Raw genomic sequence first — 17,237 nt, 5'->3', positions numbered from 1 at the left:
CGGCAGCTTAGTCTGTTGTGTCAGCATCTATGTGTCATTGTGCTTTTCACGCTTATGGAGCAGTTAGCGTTTAGACGGGGAATAACGACCTATCCACTAAAACAGTTAATGAATTGAGTATATTTTTACATTACACTTCGCGGCTTTATTTTCGGCAAATGAACGGTGGGTATGGCAGCAATAGGTATAGATTATGGGACTTCAAATTCTGAGGTGTCTTATTTCGACGGGCAACAGCATCACTTTATCAAGCTCGATCCCAATATTGATGGGGCAAATAAGATCCGTTCGTCGGTTTTTATCTACTATGAAAATGAGCTGCCTACACCGCCGACCTCGATGATTGAAGCAAAAGTCGCACAAATAAAGCGTGCGATCACTGAACAGATTGATAAGGCCAAAGAAGGGTATTACGAAGCCCAAGATGGCAAAGAACAGCAACGTTTCAGTGATCAAATCGACGACTTTCGTGCTGAATTGCATAATCTGCCGGCGTTGCAACGCCGGGCCATTGAGCTTTTGTTGAAAGACATGACGGTGCAGGACCTGCCGTTAAAACAACTGGTGGAAACGGGGAAATTTGCCTTCGGTGAAGAAGGTTTTAAACGTTACCTCAAAACCCCTGATAAAGGTCGGCTTATTTACTCGCCTAAAAACTTTTTAGGGGCTAACTTGGTCGCCGGACAACAGCAGGCATTTGTCGGCTTGATCGCCAAGCAATTAGAGTTCTTCCGTTTAAGTGCTGAGCAACAGCTTAACATGCCAGTAGACACTGCCGTAATTGGCCGACCGGTGAAGTTTCATGGCACCCGAGGCCATGAAGGAAATAAACAAGCCGTTGACATTATGACCCAGGCTGCCACACAGGCAGGTTTTAATCAGATTGAATTTCTTGAAGAGCCTATCGCTGCGGCTTACAAAATTGAGCGCACCCTGGATAATCATACCAACGTGTTGGTGGCAGATATTGGTGGTGGCACCACAGATATCTGTTGCATTAAATTATCACCCGCTAAACAGGCTAACCTTGACCGGCAACAAGATGTGTTGTCTGTTACGGGCGCCCGTCTAGGAGGTATGGAATGTGATAAAAATCTCATTATTCAATCAATTGCGCCCACCATGGGACGCGGTTTACTGATGCGTAATGGATTGCCCGTACCACCAACGTTTTTTTCAGATATGTGTGCGGTAGACGATATTCCCAAACTTAATCGATTTTTCTCCGATGAGTCGTGGCTTGAGATTGTGCAAACCAAGTCCGACGTGAAAGAGTCAAAGATGTTAGGACGTTTATTGGCCGTTCAGGAACAAAAATTGTCAGCTAGGTTAGTTAATTCAGCCCGATTGGCCAAAGAAATGCTCTCTTCTAAAGACATCATTACTCTGCCGCTGCATTATATTGAGCCGGACTACGACGTGGATATTACTATCGAAGAGCTTAGCCGTTCGATGCAATCTTGGTTAAGAAAAGTGAAGGCTTTGGTTAGTGAGTGTTTGCAAAATAGCGCCGAGCAGCCGCAAATGTTATTTATTACGGGCGGCATGAGTTTGTCGCCCATAGTGAAAAAAGAGCTAGAGGAGATCATGTTACCCCATTTGCCGGTTATGCAAGGCGATGCATTTAATTCTGTGTGCGAAGGACTCGCAATTCAGGCCGCCAAGTTGGCATAAGGCTACTTGCACTTTTGACATATCGAAAGCGTTAAGTCTGGTGACATTAAGGGTTAAACATTGAAGCGTAACCCTTAAAACAAGACGATAATAAGTTAACTAAATGCTTTGCTGGGGATCGCTTTTACATGAAAGGCTGCACATGAATACGTTACCGATTGCTATCACCTTGCGCTGCCCGTTTTGTCAGTATGATAATAAGTGCATGAGTGTCAGTGCCAACCGTTCCGTTTCTTCCCCAGAAGCGGTTCAAAATGTAATGCCGCTAAAAGCGGATAATGACTTGTCGCAAGACGCGCTTTATCCCGACAACTTGAGTGACATGGACAAGCAAACTGGCTGTTGGTGTTTTGTACAAAAAATACCACATGAATTAATTGATTTAGTGCCGCTGAGCAGCAAAGGGCAGCGCTGCATTTGCGCCGCCTGCGTTGAATACTTTACGCGTGATCCTGTCGGATTTAGCAGTCGTTATTGTCCCGAGTAAGACGTTAGGTTAATACCCCGCAAGCGGACTGACGAGGTCAAATAAGTGGCTATTGTCGAATAAGCTGGCATTGCTGCTGGTGAGTGTCGCGGTTTGAGCATCCACACTGGTGACGGTTAACTCATGCTCTTTTTCGCTGGTTAACATGTTGAACATATCCCCATTTTGCGCAGGTACCGATTCACTTTTTATTAACTGAAACCTGTCTCCTTCAGCCACGCCCATTTCACTGCCGATATTAATAATGATGTGTTGGTTATTTTTATGGATAATTTGCCCCAAGGTCTTCTGGCAAGTGAGAGTATTACTGATATCAATTACCGCGCTGTTAACTGTGTTCAATATGACTCGTCCATAGCCACTGCGCCAAAATAGACTGTTGTAGGTATCTACCGGATAGGTAGTCTTGAAGTCCCAATCGGCTTCACCATGATAGCTGTTGCTTAGGAGCATTTTGTTGTTAAACGCATCAAACAGATGCAACTGTAAGGTGAAATTGCGTCTAAGCGCAACATCGTCGTCTATCAACCCTTTGGTGGTTTGCTCGAACAAACTGATGTCTCGGATATAACCAAAGAGTACAAATTGGCTGTGGTATTGATTCGCAAGGTAGCGGGCGGTATCCGAGATATAATTAAAAGTGGGTTCTTGCAGCACGCTTTTAGGCGTGAAAATCTGATTGATAAGCTGTACTTTAGCCACCAGTTCATCTGACAATAATTGTTGTTCAACACGCCTACTAACCTGAGGACCTAAGTCAAATATTGCACCATGGCTGGCTTGTGTTGGTTTCAATACGGGTAATTGCGTAACCAGTAAGGCACGCATGTAGTTGTCATGACTGCAATCGAATAAGGGTTCAATATCTACTTTCACAAACACGTGTAAAACATCCTCGATGACTTCTTCACTGAGGATCTCGACTCTGCGTATTTTACCTTCGCTGCGTAATTCCGTTTTACTACTTTGCAGTAACCCGTCCAAGGAAATATCCTTGGCGGTGATCATGATGCCGTGTTGAAATGAGGCGTCGGCAATGGCATTTTTAATCGCTGCCACGCGAATGGCATTTAAATCGGCACCGTTAACGGCCAGCTGCGCGTTACCTTGATACCAAACCGCCGAGGTATAGGGGCTGAACATGGCACATGCTATTAAGCCAAATAGATAAATGAATGGGGAGAAACGTAAGGTCATCATTTACTCGAGAATGCCAAATAGTTTTCCTAATATGGACGATTCTTGATTGTCCTGTAATTCACCTTTTCCGCTGAATTCGATCCGAGAGTTACCGATTTTTACTGAGCTAACCGTATTGTCGTTGTCGATATCAGTAGGCCGTATTTCCCCTGAAAACCGAATGTATTCTTCACCTTTGTTCAGAGTCATCCATTTTTCTCCTGCTACCAACAAGTTTCCGTTTGGCATAATTTCAAGGACGTAAACGGTTACGTCTCCTTCTAATGAATTGTTTTGCTTGGTTTCAGCTGAGCTGTCGAATTCGTTTTCTTGTTCGAAATCGGCATTCAAATTATCGCCGTTAATTTTGAGCGAACCCGCATTGACCGTGACAGGGTCAAGCGTGAAGTTTCCACTTTTATCACGTTTAAAGTTGAGCGACTTCTTTGATGACGTCTTTTCAGCCAGTTGGACCAAAATCATGTCGCCCACTCGGTAGCGATTGTTACGTTGATATAAGCCCACAAGGTTGTCGGGATCGAACAATGAGCCTGTAGGCACCTTTACTGAAGGGAATGGATCAACGCGCACAGGACGAAATTCGGGTTCGCCGCGCTCAGGCCCTGTAGTGCTTACTTCAATCGCCCGTTGCTGTACATTTGGATTAGTGGGGCTACTGGCAATGACCTGCTCGTCATTGGGTACCGAGGTGCTGCATGCGGCGATGAAAACGACCAACCAAACAGTTAAGATTCTGATTAACATGACTTTATATTCAAATGAGTAAGCAAAGAATGATGGTCGCATATTCCCCCAAACCTTGTCTGTATGAGTAGTGTCAAGGTTGTGTAATGAAAGGTCAGTTTTGCAAAGTTAAGTAAGTTTTATGCTGTGTTCCCTTTAGTTCTGATATGACATTGATATTAATACTAAATTTTTTATAGACGTAAATTCAGGGGACGCAGTGAGTATCATTGAGCAATTCTCAGCAAGTAATATTCTAGGGGCTGACGCTTCGTTAATATCAGGCACTAATAGTGAGACAGTTAGTTCCACCACAGCGGACACTGGAAGTTCATCCTCATTGGAAAGTGTTACTGGTGTTGGTGCCTACTTCGCAGATTTATTGGCGAGCCTACAGGGGGCAACAAGCAATAACTCCCCATCGAAAACCGCTGTATCTGATGGGGCTGCTGCGTTGATTTCATCAAATATGACTTCTGGTGCTGTATCAGGTGAATCATTAATCAGTGGTGCTATCAGTGCCGATGAAAGCATTGCCCAAATTCAACAACAATTAATGGCGTCATTAAACGCCAACTTATTTGGTGGGCTTCTTGGGGAAGGAGCTGAAGGCACAAGTGCACTGATGTCAGATCTAGGCGCTTCATTTTCTGAGCAATCTATTTCCAGTATGCAGTCAAACTTACTGAGCAATTTACAAACGAGTTTATTCAGTTCGTTAACAAATATTACTGATTCAAGTGTTGGTCAAAGCGGGGCAATCACCAACAGTAGCGCATTGCTTAAAAGTAATAGCATTACTGAGCCTGCAAGTACATTTTTACAGGACGTGGGGCAGTATTCATTTGGTGAGGATGGTCTCGGATTAAATGAGGTGTTTGACACGATAAACATCGCCCAGCATGTGCCAATAGTTTCGAGTTTGTATCAAGACATGACCGGCGAGCATATGAGCGCCGCTGCAAGTTTGGCGGGTGGATTTTTGTATGGTGGCCCAACAGGATTGGCACTTTCGGCGGTTGACTTACTTGTTGAGAGTTATACCGGCAGCACCATGAGTGATGCCATTGTTGATTTTGATTATGCTGGTCTTTTATTTGCTGATAACCCAGCGGCGGCTGTTGCCCAGCAGGCTATTCAAACCAGCGATGAGCCCATCGAGCAATCCAGCAATGCCTATCAGTTTGTGTCACGTATGTTTTAATGACGTAATGATAATAAGGGCGTTAATCACCGCCCTTATTTTGTCAAAGCGCGACTGCTATCGTATTTTAATTGAATTGGTTAAGCGGTATCAGCACCATCGTATTGCTCACTTTTCATCGTGTTTAAAAGGGCTTTGTAAAAACAAGGATAATTTATCGGCTTAAGGATGATTAATCTCTGAAAATCGGCCCATAGTTTGGCATAATCCCTCTCTTTTTATTTCAAGGCACTTGCACCGCGCGTTATGTCAAAGTCTTCTAAGCTGTTTGCCGCCGATGGCATTTTATCTCAAGCGATCTCCGGATTCACAGTGCGTCAGGCGCAAACTGACATGGCCAATGCCGTAGAAGAAGCCATAGAGCACAAGTCTGCATTGATTGTTGAAGCAGGAACCGGCACAGGTAAAACCTTTGCATATCTCGCTCCTGCGCTGCAAGCAAAAAAGAAAACCATTGTTTCTACCGGCACAAAAAACCTGCAAGAGCAGCTCTTCCACAGAGATTTACCGCTAATCAAAAAAGCCATTGGGGTAAACGGTAAAATTGCTTTGCTCAAGGGCCGTTCAAACTACCTATGTTTGCATCGTCTACGCCAACATGGTGGCAGTAGCACCTTACTTGATCGCACGACTATGGTAGAACTGTCGGATGTAAGACGCTGGGCAACATCGACTAAAAGCGGTGATATGGGCGAAATGAAAAGCCTTGCCGAAGATGCCAAAGTTTTACCCTTTGTCACATCAACCATGGACAATTGCTTAGGTAAAGACTGCCCTGATTATGAAGACTGCTACATGATCAAAGCACGGCGAAAAGCGTTAGATGCGGATTTAGTGGTGGTGAATCACCATCTGTTCTTTGCTGACATGGCACTCAAAGACACAGGATTCGGTGAACTTATTCCTGAGGCTGACGTGGTAATTTTTGATGAAGCCCATCAAATCCCTGATATCGCCAGTGAGTATTTTGGTGAGTCGTTATCCAGCAGACAATTACATGATTTAAGTCGCGATCTTGAATTGGTGTATCGCACCTCGCTCAAAGATGCCAAGCAGCTGCATACGGCAGGTGAAAAATGCAAGATGATCTCTGCGGATCTGCGTTTGTTATTTCCTGAGCAAGCGCAAAAAGGCAACTGGCGGGAAATGTTGACTCGTGATGAGGTGCAAACCCAAATCAGTAAACTGAACGACGCATTAAATATCCTGTACGAAGTAATTAAGCTGCATTTAAGTCGAGACAAAGATTTAGACAGTATATTTGAGCGGGTCAGTGATGCCCGAGCAAAGCTCGCGCGGCTAACGGACGCAGGCCAAAAAGGGGTCAGTCTTTGGTATGAAACCACTTTGCGTCACATCGTCTTGCATTTAACCCCCTTAAGTATTGCGGCGAAATTTTCGAAAATGGTATCGTCTCCTGAGCGCACGTGGATTTTCACATCGGCGACCTTGATGGTCGGAGATGGTTTTGAGCATTTCCAACGTCAAATGGGCTTGCAGCAAGCTAAGACATTGGCATTAGATAGCCCCTTTGACTATCAAAAGCAGGCAATGCTCTGCGTGCCGCGTTTTTTACCTGAGCCCAATGCCAGAGAAATGCGCCAGACCTTACTGGATATCTCGCTAAAATTGATCGCTGCCAGCGGCGGACGCTGCTTTTTGTTATTTACCAGTCATGCCACGTTGCGGGCGATTGCAGCCATGCTCGAAGACAAAGTAGAAAACCCCATATTAGTCCAAGGTACAACCACTAAGCGGGCGTTGTTGGAGTCTTACGTGAATAGCGACAACGCGGTCTTATTGGGAACCGGTGCTTTTTGGGAAGGCGTTGACGTACGGGGTAATGATTTAACCTGTGTGCTTATTGATAAGTTACCGTTTGCGTCACCGGATGACCCCTTGTTACAAGCTAGAATAGAGGATTGTCGTAAAGCTGGCGGTAATCCGTTTGGTCAACTGCAAATTCCCCAAGCGGCTATTGCTCTTAAGCAAGGGGCAGGGCGATTAATCCGTGACGAAACCGACCGAGGGGTGCTGGTGATCTGTGATAATCGACTGGTCACCAAAGATTATGCAAAAACATTTTTGCGCAGTCTGCCGAACATGCGTCGTACCCGACATTTGCCCAATGCACTGGCTTTTCTTGAAGAAATCCATCACGACGCCCAGCTAAGCAAAAAGTCCCAGCAAGCCGCTAAGATTGCTGCTAAAGAAGTAACGAATAAAGCAGCCCAAGCATTAGCGCAACAAGATGTAAATCAAGATAGTCTGATTGCTTCGGACCAAGGGACACCAGAACAACACTCAAATGGGCAAAATGCCCTGGATACCCGTGACATGTTAAAGAAGGAAATACAGTGAATCTTTTGATCATTGATACCGCAACAGAAGCATGTTCTGTTGCATTACAGGTAAATGGCCAGCGTTATCAACAATTTGAAATTTGCCCTCAGCAGCATAGTCAACGCATATTACCTATGATTGATGGCGTGCTTAAAGACGCTGGCGTTACTTTGGCCCAACTTGATTATCTTGGGTTTGGTCGCGGGCCAGGCAGTTTTACTGGCGTGCGCATCGCCACTGGGATATTGCAAGGCCTTGCCTTAGGCACAGGGTTACACGTAGTCGGTGTCTCAACCATGGCGGCAATGGCCCAACAAGCGCTAGATAAGCACCAAGCTAGCGAGGTGTATTGTGCGATTGATGCGCGTATGGGCGAGGTGTATTTCGCTCGTTATCAAGCAACCGACGGTCTGGCCACTTTAGTTGATGAGGAGCGGGTTTTACCGCCAGAAGTCGCCGCTGAAATACTCCTTAAAAACCAAAGCGACCACTTGATTCACGGAGTGGGTACCGGTTGGGCTGCATATGAGGCATTACTTACTCCACTTAATGCCAAGAGCAAACCTGTCATCTTGACCGATATACTTTATCCCGCTGCACAGTATATGTTGGCATTGGTTGAAGCTGGCGTACAACAAGGCCATGCAAAAGAGGTGGAACAGATAGAGCCCGTGTATCTGCGTGACAAAGTCACCTGGAAAAAACTCCCAGGGAGAGAATAACGGCTAATAGCAAATTGGCGTAAACCTGTGCTATAAGTAACAAGATAAGTATTTAACTATTGGTTGCTGGGAGTACCTGTGAGAGTCGAGTCGTCCGTAAGCGCTTTACAAAGTCCGTTAAACGACAAAGCGATTAAGCGTAATAAACAACAAGAGAATGCCAATTCAGATGTGGCATCGGCTCTTGGTGGCGCCAAGGATGTGCAGGATATTATTCGCCAAGGCTCAGTGGAAGCATTTGGTCAGGCAGACTCCTTTCGGCAAACCACACGCTCGGATGACACGTCTACGTTTAGTTCACAAAGCGCCATTGATACATATCAAAGCGTCTCTCGAGAAGAGCGGCGCAGTGAGATCCAGCAACTGCTCGGTGTTGATACCTTCGCGTGATCCAAACACGGCGGTTACGTTTTGATACAAGCCATTCATAAAATGTTAAGTTAATATCTAGCATGATCTGTAGTATCGTGATTTCAATGTTGTATTTTTTTCGAGGTAGTTATGTATTCTAAATTGAGCTTCCTACTGGTTACGCTTTGGTTAGCAGGGTGTTCAACCCTTCCAGAGCCGATTCAATTACCAGATAACAGTAACTTGATAACCTATCAAGACGCCGCTGCAAAATCCGAGCAGGTATTAGGACAAAAAGCCCGCTGGGGTGGCATCATAGCCCGAATAGAAAATAAACCTGATGATACGCTTATCGAAATGGTCTATTACCCATTGCGTAGTTATGGTCGTCCGTTACAAGGTGACGAAAGCATGGGGCGTTTTCGTGTTTATGTGAAAGGCTTTTTAGATCCTATGGTCTACAAACAAGGCCGTACTATGACCTTTACCGGTGACTTCGTGCGCTTAGAAAAAGGCATGGTCGGCGAACATGAATATGTGTTTCCTACTCTTGAGTCCACTGGCTATTACTTATGGAAAGAGATTCAGCAAGTTGATGTGAATATGATCAACGTTTGGCCGTATGATTACTGGCGATACGGTTGGTATAATCGCCCGTTTCATAATCGGGTCATATTACGTAGCACGCATCACACTAGAAGTAGCCCAGCAAGATCGAAACCGGCTGCCAGCAAAAGCAATTAGTTTAGCACTACCTGCTTTCGCGTAAGGCAGGTTGTTTAAACGGCTACTCACGTCATACCTAACAGGGTATTTCTGATAGCCGTTTTTTTATGGATGAATTATGCAAGAAGTTGAATTTCCGTTACGTCATATCACCATTAGGGGCCTTGCATTTGGCGATCCAAATAAACCGCTAATGGTCGCGTTACATGGTTGGCTAGACAATGCTGCGACCTTTATCCCGCTTGCGCAATATTTGAACGATTATTACATTGTTGCCCTCGATCTTGCAGGTCATGGTAAGTCTGATCACAGGAGTAAAGATGCCCATTACCATTTGGTTGACTTCGTGTATGACCTACATGAACTAATCGAGTCTCAAAGCTGGCCCAGTTTTATTTTATTAGGTCACTCTATGGGCGGCATTATCGGCTCTATGTATGTCAGTTGTTTTCCTGAAAAAGTCAGTAAATATATAACAATTGAATCATTAGGCCCGGTCACCAAGGACAGTGAAAGCAGCCCAAAGCAATTGCGGGAGTCTATTCAAAGTCGTCTACAAAGTGCTGCTGGGCAGGGTAAGCATCCGAGTAATAGACAGAGCGTTATTCGTGCCAGAGCAATTGCAGGAGGCTTTTCTGAGGCGTGTGCAAGCTTGCTGGTGGAGCGTAATTTACAGGAGGTTGACGGTGAACTGCAATTTACCACTGATCGACGATTGCGCACATTTTCATCTTTGCGCATGACGGAGTCTCAGGCAAAAGGATTTTTGAATGCTATAACTTGTCCGACCTTTATCATTATTGCAGACAACGGTTACGATATGATGAAGAAAAACGGTGAAATACGACAAAGTTGGCTCAGTGACGGGGAATTGGTCAAATCCCCAGGCTCCCATCACCCGCATTTAGATAATCCCCAAGCAGTTTCCGCTCATGTTTTGCGTTTTTTACACGAAAATTAACTATTTATAGGCAAAATGTTAATTTCATGTAGGGATCTTCGTTTATCTTTCCACTAGCTTTGGGTATTATGCGCGGCGTTAAGTAGTATAATTACCGTCGGCCATTACGCACTCTGCGTTTTCCTGTGGTCGAGGTTGCGCCGAGGAGGCAAAGTGGAAAAATCTTGGTTAAAAAGTTACGATTCTCGAGTGCCACAGACGATTAACCCTGACAATTATTCTTCTGTTGTCGATATTTTTGAACAGTCTGTTAAGACCTACGCAGACAGCATCAGTTATATCAATTTAGGTAAGTCGATTACCTTTTCTGAGCTTGAAAAACACGTCACTCATTTCGCTGCCTACTTGCAAAACTCAGGCCTTAAAAAAGGCGATGCCGTCGCCATCATGATGCCTAACTTACTGCAATATCCGGTGGCCTTGTTTGGTATTTTACGTGCAGGCATGGTTGTGGTGAACGTGAACCCGCAATACACAGCGCGTGAATTGAAGCATCAAATTAATGACTCGAATGCGAAAGCGATCATTATCGTTGAGAACTTTGCCTGCACCTTGAGCGAAGTGATTGAAGATACATCGATTGAAACCGTGTTACTCACGCGAATTGGCGATATGTTGGGCGTGCCGAAAAAATGGCTGACTAATTTTGTGGTCAAGTACGTTAAAAAAATGGTACCAGGCTATTCATTACCCAAGGCGATACCATTCATGGATGCCTTGAAACAAGGTGCCAATCAAACCTACTTGCGTCCAGAAATAAATGGCGATGATATCGCTTTTTTGCAATACACAGGCGGTACTACCGGCGTATCTAAAGGTGCAATGCTAACCCATAGAAATATGGTCGCTAATTTAGAGCAAGCCTCGGCTATTTTAAATACAGTGACAGAGGCAAATAAAGAGTTAGTTGTGACGGCATTGCCGCTTTACCACATCTTTGCATTGCAGGCGAACTGCCTGTTGTTCTTAAAATTAGGTTGTGCCAATTTATTGATCACCAACCCTAGAGATATGGCTGGGTTTGTATCTGAATTGGGTAAGTATCCGTTTACCGTGTTAACGGGGGTGAATACGCTGTTCAACGGTCTGCTAAACACCCCTAGTTTTACTGAACTTGATTTCTCTAACGTCAAGTTCTCACTTGGCGGTGGCATGGCCGTGCAGCGTGCAGTTGCAGAGCGTTGGTACAAATTAACTGGGCATGTACTGCTTGAAGGTTATGGTCTGACCGAGTGTAGCCCAATTGTGAGTGTTAACCCGCCACAGCTAGAGCAATACAATGGTTCAATTGGTTTGCCATTGCCCTCTACTGATATACGTTTGGTCGATGACGATGGTGTCGATGTGAAAGAAGGTGAACCAGGGGAAATGTTGGTCAAAGGGCCACAAGTCATGCTGGGTTACTTGAATCGTCCTGAAGCCACAGAAGAAATTATGAAAGACGGTTGGCTTGCCACTGGAGATATCGCTCGCTGCGACGAAAACGGCTATTTTTATATTGTTGACCGTAAAAAGGATATGATTTTAGTGTCCGGTTTCAATGTGTTTCCTAACGAAATCGAAGAAGTGGCAGTCATGCACGAGGACATAGTTGAAGTAGCGGCTGTAGGCATTCCCCATGAAGCATCTGGAGAGGTCGTTAAGTTATTTGCTGTGCGTCGCAATGACAATCTTTCTGAACAAGATGTCATCGATCACTGCCGTAAACATTTGACCGGTTATAAAGTTCCGAAAAAAGTTGAGTTTAGAGACGAGCTTCCAAAATCGAATGTTGGTAAGATACTGCGTAGAGAACTTCGCGACGAGAAATAATAGCTGCCTAACAGGCTTTCGTTATTGTTTTAAAGATAAACGCCGGCTTTTTGCTGGCTTTTTTATGTGTATGGAAAGACGTGCAATATATTTCAATTACCACTGATGAAGCATTGAACGCCTACTGCGCTCAATTGGCAAAAGCCCAAGCGATTGCCGTGGATACTGAGTTTGTGCGCACGCGCACCTTATACCCGCAACTTGGCTTAATTCAAATTTACGATGGCCTGCAAATTGCCCTCATAGATCCGCTGGAAATTAACGACTTTAGTGCGCTTAAAGATATTTTGACTGATGGCAATATTGTTAAAGTGTTGCATTCATGCTCTGAGGATATCGAAACCTTTATCTGTGCCTTAAATATCGTGCCGAGTCCGATTTTTGATAGCCAATTTGCTGCTGCTATTACAGGTATGGGACCGTCATTGGGTTATGCCAAATTAGTAGAGACTATGCTGGGTGTGCAAGTAGATAAAGGTGAGTCTCGCACCGATTGGTTGGCCAGACCTTTGTCGCCTGAGCAATGTCAGTACGCCGCCTACGATGTGTTGTATTTGTTTCAGTTATATCCAGCCCTGCGTGACAAAACCATCGCCCAGGACCGTCAAGCGTGGGTATTTGCTGAAATGGACAATCTGGTGCGTAAAAAACAAAGTCACATTCCCTACGACTTATTGTATTTGAATATCAAAAATAACTGGCATGTAACGGGTAAATCTTTGTACGTGTTGCAGCAATTAACTGCATGGCGGGCAAAAGAAGCCCAGCAACGTGATCTCGCGCTAAATTTCGTGGTGCGCGAGGCTAATTTGCTGGAGGTGGCGAAAAACCTACCCACCAGTAGAAATGCCCTTCACCAAATAGCTGGCCTGACACCTCAAGAAATTCGTATCAATGGCCAAGCTATGCTCGATATCGTTGAAGCTGCGCACCGCGTTGATGAAAGTGAGTATCCTCAAGCCGTTGAGCGCCTAGTCGATTTCCCTCGGTTTAAAAAGGTCGCAGCTGGTGTACGTCAGGTCTGTGTGCAAAGTGCTGAAAAAATTGCTGTACCAGTTGAATTGATTGGATCTAAGAAGCAAATCAACCAATTGATTAAGTGGTGTTGGTTGCGTGACGATGATACCAGAGCCCAAGGTTTACAACCTGATCTACTGGAAGGTTGGCGTGGACAATACCTGAGGGCACAATTATCTCAGGTCGACGGCTTAAATATTCCAGAGCCAACTCATGCTTAATTTATTGTGTGCCGTGTACAAAAGTAGCAAAAAAGCGGATACCTACTTGTATGTGCCGGGACGCGACGATTTCTCGCGTGTGCCTGAACCATTAATGAAAATGTTTGGTGCGCCGCGTTTTATTATGATTATGCCGATTAAAAAGGATCGTGCCCTGGGACAAGTGGATATTCAAACGCTTCGCGACGAGCTAACAAAAAATGGTTTCTACTTGCAACTTCCGCCACCTGAAGAGAACTTACTTAAACAACATTTAGCCGCGCAACCCCCGAAGTCTTAATATTTTGGGGTGGGACGCGGTTAGTGATGTGCTGTTATTGGCTCAGACTCGTCAGTTATTGATTGTATTTAAGGAGTATATGATGTCTCGCTTTGCTGTTCGTTTCGTCTTTATAAGTTATGCATTGCTCTTTAGTCACGCCGTATTAGCCGAACAAGAGAAAAGCCAAATTGGCTTCGAAGCCTACGTAACCGATTTTAAGGTAGAGGCCTTAGAAAAGGGTTACCCAACGCCGTTTCTTGACCGGGTATTTAGTGGCGCAACCTTTCGTCAGCGTGTGGTCACGGCAGATAAAAACCAACCTGAACGCAAAATAACGCTGGATACTTATTTGGCCACCCGAGTGCCAGATTGGAAAGTGCAACAAGCGGTCGCGCTTTACCAAGAACACAAAGAAGTACTGGCTCAAATTGAAAATAAATTCGCGGTGCAGGCACGTTATATTGTCGCCCTTTGGGGAAATGAAAGTAATTTTGGCAAGATCACCGGCAATTATCCGGTTATATCATCATTGGCCACTATGGCTTACGAAGGACGCAGAGAAACTTTTTTTCGTAAGCAATTGTATGCCGCCCTGGATATTTTGCAGCAAGAACATATTAGCCAAGATGAGTTTTTAGGATCATGGGCTGGGGCGATGGGTCAAAGTCAGTTTATGCCCACTTCTTTTTTGCATTATGCCTACGATTTTGACGGCGACGGTAAAAAAGACATTTGGGGCAACCCCAGCGATGTATTTGCCTCAATTGCTAATTTCCTTAAGAGTGAAGGTTGGGATAACAAGGCAACCTGGGGACGGCAAGTGAAACTCAAAAAAGGGTTCGACTTTTCCCTTGCTGGATTAGCGCAAAATAAAATGCGCTCCTTGTCTGACTGGCAGGCTCAGGGCGTCCGGCGTTACGATGGTAGTCCGTTACCCTCGGTTGATATAAAAGCCTCGTTAATTATGCCTGATGGCGAGAAAGGTCGAATTTATTTGGTCTATGATAACTTTCACACTTTGTTAGGTTGGAATCGCTCAAGCTACTTTGCTGTGGCGGTGAGTTATTTGGCTGATCGTATTAAGAAGGGCAGTTAAATGTATCAACACAAGTTTTTAGGCGGTGAAATCATTGATTTACCCTTGGGTAAGATTGTTTGCGTGGGTCGTAATTACCTTGAGCATATTCAAGAGTTAAATAATGAGGTACCACAAGAGCCACTGTTGTTTATCAAACCCAACACGGCCTTGTGTGATTTAGCCCAACCTATCAATCTGCTTAAAGGGCAGGGAAGTTGTCACCACGAATTGGAAATTGCTATTTTAATTGGTCAACGTTTAACCAATAGTGACGAGCAAAGTGCAAGGAAAAGTATATTGGGCGTAGGCTTAAGTCTTGATCTTACGCTGCGAGAAGTTCAAGACAGATTAAAAGGCCAGGGTCAACCTTGGGAACGGGCAAAGAGCTTTGATTTGAGCTGCCCCACATCAACATTTGTACCCATTAGTGACATCGCAATAGAGCAAAACATCGAGTTTAGTATGGCGGTCAATGGTAAACTCACCCAGCAAGGTAATAGTGCGCATATGATGCACGACATTTTATCTTTACTGGTGGAAATTTCTCGAACCTTCACCTTGTTGCCAGGTGATATCGTGTTAACTGGCACCCCTAAAGGGGTTGGGCCATTGACTGAAAATGACGATTTAACCATATGCTTGTCGGATCACTTTTCCGTTAAGACTAAAGTCATTTGAATAAAAAAACTGCGTTAGCTAGCATTGAAAGTAGCTGACTAACCAGTGAAAGAGAGTAATACCTAATGATTTTCACCCAACATCATCGTTTAGATTTAGCCAATAAGTTGGTGATTTTCGAAGCCTCAGGTCACGTAGATCATGTGGATAAAATGGAAGTCGTCATCAAAAAAGCGATCAACTTAGCCCATATACATAATCTAAAAGGGATCTTGTTGGAGCTGACAGACCTAAGTGTTACCTATGATAACGCCATGATGATGAACGTATTAGTACGTATGCGCGACGAAGATTGGTTGGGCACCTTACGCATGGCTCGCCTGGTTCCTACTTTAGGCAATGTCCATGGGTTGATAGACGACATCTGCCAAAAATTTGATTTACCAATTAAGAATTTTGAAACTAAAAGTAAGGCAATCGCCTGGTTACTGTATAATTATGAACGATAAATTTTGGCTAGATACGCCACTAGAAAAAATGAACGAAACCCAATGGGAGTCTATTTGTGACGGCTGTGCAAAATGTTGTTTGCATAAATTTATTGACGATGACGCTGCTGAAACTGCAGCACCAACGGCACATATCAATAGCGGCGAACAAATTCACTATACCAATATTGCCTGTGGTCTATTAAACACAAAAACGTGCAATTGTACGCGCTATGAAGAGCGCACAATATTAGTGCCCGACTGTGTAAAGCTGACTAAAAGCAATATCGACGATATATTCTTCATGCCGACCAGTTGCAGCTATCGGCGCTTGCATGAAGGCCGCGGTTTACCATCATGGCATCCGCTGTTGAATAAAGGCAAAAAAGCAAAAATGCACAAAGTGGGTATGTCAGTGCGAGGTAAAACGGTCTTTGATCATGATGTTGAACTCGATGATTTTGAAGATTATATTGCTGTTTGGCCCCAAGACGACGTGGAGTAAACAGCGTTTTTAGCACGTAGTCCACGGGATCTAATGTATGTAAAATCCCGATGTGGTGCGCTATTAACCCTGAAAAAACGCGCTAGACTAGGCGTGTCAGCTTGGGTATTTAAGACAATGACAATGAATATCTGGTACAGACAATCGTTGAAAATACTCAGTCATCGAGGGAGCTTATCATCAACAGAAAACAGATCGTCTTCGACTAACCAACACCCCATTATTTTTAGATCGATTATGCATTACTATGGAGTCGCTTTAGGAGGCATCTGTCATGAAGGTCAAGCACGATTTCGCATGGCTTAAATTGAACTGAGTAAAATGCTGGTTTCGCTGTTAACAACCCCAGGCGTCATTCGTACCACGCGCAATACGCGGTCAAACTCGGTCAAGGTGGTGGTTTGAATGTTGGCGATTAAATCCCACGCGCCATTGGTGGTATGCAGGTAGGTCAATTCAGGTATACCCCTTAACTTTTGAATCACTTGTGAAGTAGATTTACCCGCCACTTCAATCATCATAATGGCTTTGATGACGTTCTGCTCGACTTCATGATGGGCTCTGATGGTAAAGCCTAAAATTGCTCCTGAACTCAGCAACCTATCGAGTCGATTCTGTATTGTCCCTCGAGATACCCCCAGTATTTGCGACAGTTTTGCGACAGGCGCACGGCCATCTTTGCGTAAAATAGCGATTAAGCTAATATCTAGATCATCTAGCAATTGCGTTTCTTTCATGATTTCACTGGTATTTCCATTTAGTTGTTCCTTTTTAACATATTGTTAGCTTGATGGTAGCTATTTGCTTTATTTTCTAGCAAAAGTTGTAACTATTTAGCATTTAAA

At 44.4% G+C, this 17,237-nt stretch carries 18 protein-coding genes; 15 read left to right on the top strand and 3 right to left on the bottom strand.

What is annotated here, in order from left to right; all coding sequences use genetic code 11:
- Positions 1 to 171: 171 nt before the first annotated feature.
- Both GPLA_RS03330 and GPLA_RS03325 read left to right on the top strand, forming a co-directional pair.
- Positions 172 to 1,674 (top strand): Hsp70 family protein, encoded by a 1,503-nt coding sequence (locus GPLA_RS03330; protein ID WP_007103408.1) that lies wholly within the window; start codon positions 172 to 174, stop codon positions 1,672 to 1,674.
- Between the two features lie 142 nt (positions 1,675 to 1,816).
- Complete coding sequence (locus tag GPLA_RS03325; protein ID WP_007103407.1) at positions 1,817 to 2,161, top strand: cysteine-rich CWC family protein; 345 nt, start codon at positions 1,817 to 1,819, stop codon at positions 2,159 to 2,161.
- A 9-nt stretch (positions 2,162 to 2,170) separates the two neighbouring features.
- On the opposite strand, the gene GPLA_RS03320 is transcribed toward GPLA_RS03325, so the two are convergent.
- Positions 2,171 to 3,361 carry a flagellar assembly protein T N-terminal domain-containing protein gene (locus GPLA_RS03320; protein WP_007103406.1) on the bottom strand — a complete coding sequence of 397 codons (1,191 nt, stop codon included), beginning with the start codon at positions 3,359 to 3,361 and terminating at the stop codon, positions 2,171 to 2,173.
- On the bottom strand, positions 3,362 to 4,105 hold the full coding sequence (locus GPLA_RS03315) for a flagellar basal body L-ring protein FlgH (protein ID WP_040513858.1): 744 nt from the start codon (positions 4,103 to 4,105) through the stop codon (positions 3,362 to 3,364).
- A 199-nt stretch (positions 4,106 to 4,304) separates the two neighbouring features.
- On the opposite strand from GPLA_RS03315, the gene GPLA_RS03310 reads away from it, so the two are divergent.
- The 13 genes from GPLA_RS03310 to GPLA_RS03250 all read left to right on the top strand — a co-directional run bounded on the left by GPLA_RS03310 (position 4,305) and on the right by GPLA_RS03250 (position 16,392).
- Positions 4,305 to 5,288 carry a hypothetical protein gene (locus tag GPLA_RS03310; protein ID WP_040513826.1) on the top strand — a complete coding sequence of 328 codons (984 nt, stop codon included), beginning with the start codon at positions 4,305 to 4,307 and terminating at the stop codon, positions 5,286 to 5,288.
- Positions 5,289 to 5,534: 246 nt separating this feature from the next.
- On the top strand, positions 5,535 to 7,649 hold the full coding sequence (locus GPLA_RS03305) for an ATP-dependent DNA helicase (RefSeq protein ID WP_007103401.1): 2,115 nt from the start codon (positions 5,535 to 5,537) through the stop codon (positions 7,647 to 7,649).
- Positions 7,646 to 8,353, top strand: a complete 708-nt coding sequence (gene tsaB, locus GPLA_RS03300; RefSeq protein WP_007103400.1) for a tRNA (adenosine(37)-N6)-threonylcarbamoyltransferase complex dimerization subunit type 1 TsaB — start codon at positions 7,646 to 7,648, stop codon at positions 8,351 to 8,353. Before GPLA_RS03305 ends, tsaB begins: the two co-directional genes overlap by 4 nt.
- 78 nt (positions 8,354 to 8,431) lie before the next feature.
- Positions 8,432 to 8,743 carry a hypothetical protein gene (locus tag GPLA_RS03295; RefSeq protein ID WP_007103399.1) on the top strand — a complete coding sequence of 104 codons (312 nt, stop codon included), beginning with the start codon at positions 8,432 to 8,434 and terminating at the stop codon, positions 8,741 to 8,743.
- Between the two features lie 111 nt (positions 8,744 to 8,854).
- Complete coding sequence (locus GPLA_RS03290; RefSeq protein WP_007103398.1) at positions 8,855 to 9,448, top strand: Slp family lipoprotein; 594 nt, start codon at positions 8,855 to 8,857, stop codon at positions 9,446 to 9,448.
- A 100-nt stretch (positions 9,449 to 9,548) separates the two neighbouring features.
- On the top strand, positions 9,549 to 10,391 hold the full coding sequence (locus GPLA_RS03285; RefSeq protein ID WP_007103397.1) for an alpha/beta fold hydrolase: 843 nt from the start codon (positions 9,549 to 9,551) through the stop codon (positions 10,389 to 10,391).
- Between the two features lie 153 nt (positions 10,392 to 10,544).
- Positions 10,545 to 12,203: a long-chain-fatty-acid--CoA ligase FadD gene (gene fadD / locus GPLA_RS03280; protein ID WP_007103396.1), complete on the top strand. Its 1,659-nt coding sequence runs from the start codon at positions 10,545 to 10,547 to the stop codon at positions 12,201 to 12,203.
- 80 nt (positions 12,204 to 12,283) lie between these two features.
- Entirely contained in the window at positions 12,284 to 13,441 is a 1,158-nt protein-coding gene (rnd, locus tag GPLA_RS03275; protein WP_007103395.1) for a ribonuclease D, read from the top strand.
- Positions 13,434 to 13,721, top strand: a complete 288-nt coding sequence (locus tag GPLA_RS03270) for a YcgL domain-containing protein (protein WP_007103394.1) — start codon at positions 13,434 to 13,436, stop codon at positions 13,719 to 13,721. Before rnd ends, GPLA_RS03270 begins: the two co-directional genes overlap by 8 nt.
- 82 nt (positions 13,722 to 13,803) lie before the next feature.
- Positions 13,804 to 14,799, top strand: coding sequence for a lytic murein transglycosylase (locus GPLA_RS03265; protein WP_007103393.1), 996 nt, complete (start codon positions 13,804 to 13,806; stop codon positions 14,797 to 14,799).
- Entirely contained in the window at positions 14,800 to 15,459 is a 660-nt protein-coding gene (locus GPLA_RS03260) for a fumarylacetoacetate hydrolase family protein (protein ID WP_007103392.1), read from the top strand.
- Positions 15,460 to 15,524: 65 nt separating this feature from the next.
- Positions 15,525 to 15,908, top strand: a complete 384-nt coding sequence (locus GPLA_RS03255; protein ID WP_007103391.1) for a hypothetical protein — start codon at positions 15,525 to 15,527, stop codon at positions 15,906 to 15,908.
- On the top strand, positions 15,898 to 16,392 hold the full coding sequence (locus tag GPLA_RS03250; RefSeq protein WP_007103390.1) for a YcgN family cysteine cluster protein: 495 nt from the start codon (positions 15,898 to 15,900) through the stop codon (positions 16,390 to 16,392). The genes GPLA_RS03255 and GPLA_RS03250 overlap by 11 nt, the downstream gene beginning before the upstream one ends.
- A 302-nt stretch (positions 16,393 to 16,694) precedes the next feature.
- Here GPLA_RS03250 and GPLA_RS03245 read toward each other — a convergent pair whose 3' ends face one another.
- On the bottom strand, positions 16,695 to 17,129 hold the full coding sequence (locus tag GPLA_RS03245) for an Lrp/AsnC family transcriptional regulator (protein ID WP_007103389.1): 435 nt from the start codon (positions 17,127 to 17,129) through the stop codon (positions 16,695 to 16,697).
- Positions 17,130 to 17,237: the final 108 nt, after the last annotated feature.

Origin of the sequence: Paraglaciecola polaris LMG 21857 (genome assembly GCF_000315055.1) — a bacterium.
Taxonomy (GTDB): Bacteria; Pseudomonadota; Gammaproteobacteria; order Enterobacterales; family Alteromonadaceae; genus Paraglaciecola; species Paraglaciecola polaris.
Note: the sequence above shows the minus strand (reverse complement) of the source record. Positions and strands in the feature narration are given on the sequence as shown.

Coding starts and splice junctions, on each gene's coding strand:
- GPLA_RS03330 (WP_007103408.1), top strand. CDS start 172: ATGGCAGCAATAGGTATAGATTATGGGACTTCAAATTCTGAGGTGTCT.
- GPLA_RS03325 (WP_007103407.1), top strand. CDS start 1,817: ATGAATACGTTACCGATTGCTATCACCTTGCGCTGCCCGTTTTGTCAG.
- GPLA_RS03320 (WP_007103406.1), bottom strand. CDS start 3,361: ATGATGACCTTACGTTTCTCCCCATTCATTTATCTATTTGGCTTAATA.
- GPLA_RS03315 (WP_040513858.1), bottom strand. CDS start 4,105: ATGTTAATCAGAATCTTAACTGTTTGGTTGGTCGTTTTCATCGCCGCA.
- GPLA_RS03305 (WP_007103401.1), top strand. CDS start 5,535: ATGTCAAAGTCTTCTAAGCTGTTTGCCGCCGATGGCATTTTATCTCAA.
- GPLA_RS03290 (WP_007103398.1), top strand. CDS start 8,855: ATGTATTCTAAATTGAGCTTCCTACTGGTTACGCTTTGGTTAGCAGGG.
- GPLA_RS03285 (WP_007103397.1), top strand. CDS start 9,549: ATGCAAGAAGTTGAATTTCCGTTACGTCATATCACCATTAGGGGCCTT.
- GPLA_RS03270 (WP_007103394.1), top strand. CDS start 13,434: ATGCTTAATTTATTGTGTGCCGTGTACAAAAGTAGCAAAAAAGCGGAT.
- GPLA_RS03265 (WP_007103393.1), top strand. CDS start 13,804: ATGTCTCGCTTTGCTGTTCGTTTCGTCTTTATAAGTTATGCATTGCTC.
- GPLA_RS03260 (WP_007103392.1), top strand. CDS start 14,800: ATGTATCAACACAAGTTTTTAGGCGGTGAAATCATTGATTTACCCTTG.
- GPLA_RS03255 (WP_007103391.1), top strand. CDS start 15,525: ATGATTTTCACCCAACATCATCGTTTAGATTTAGCCAATAAGTTGGTG.
- GPLA_RS03250 (WP_007103390.1), top strand. CDS start 15,898: ATGAACGATAAATTTTGGCTAGATACGCCACTAGAAAAAATGAACGAA.
- GPLA_RS03245 (WP_007103389.1), bottom strand. CDS start 17,129: ATGAAAGAAACGCAATTGCTAGATGATCTAGATATTAGCTTAATCGCT.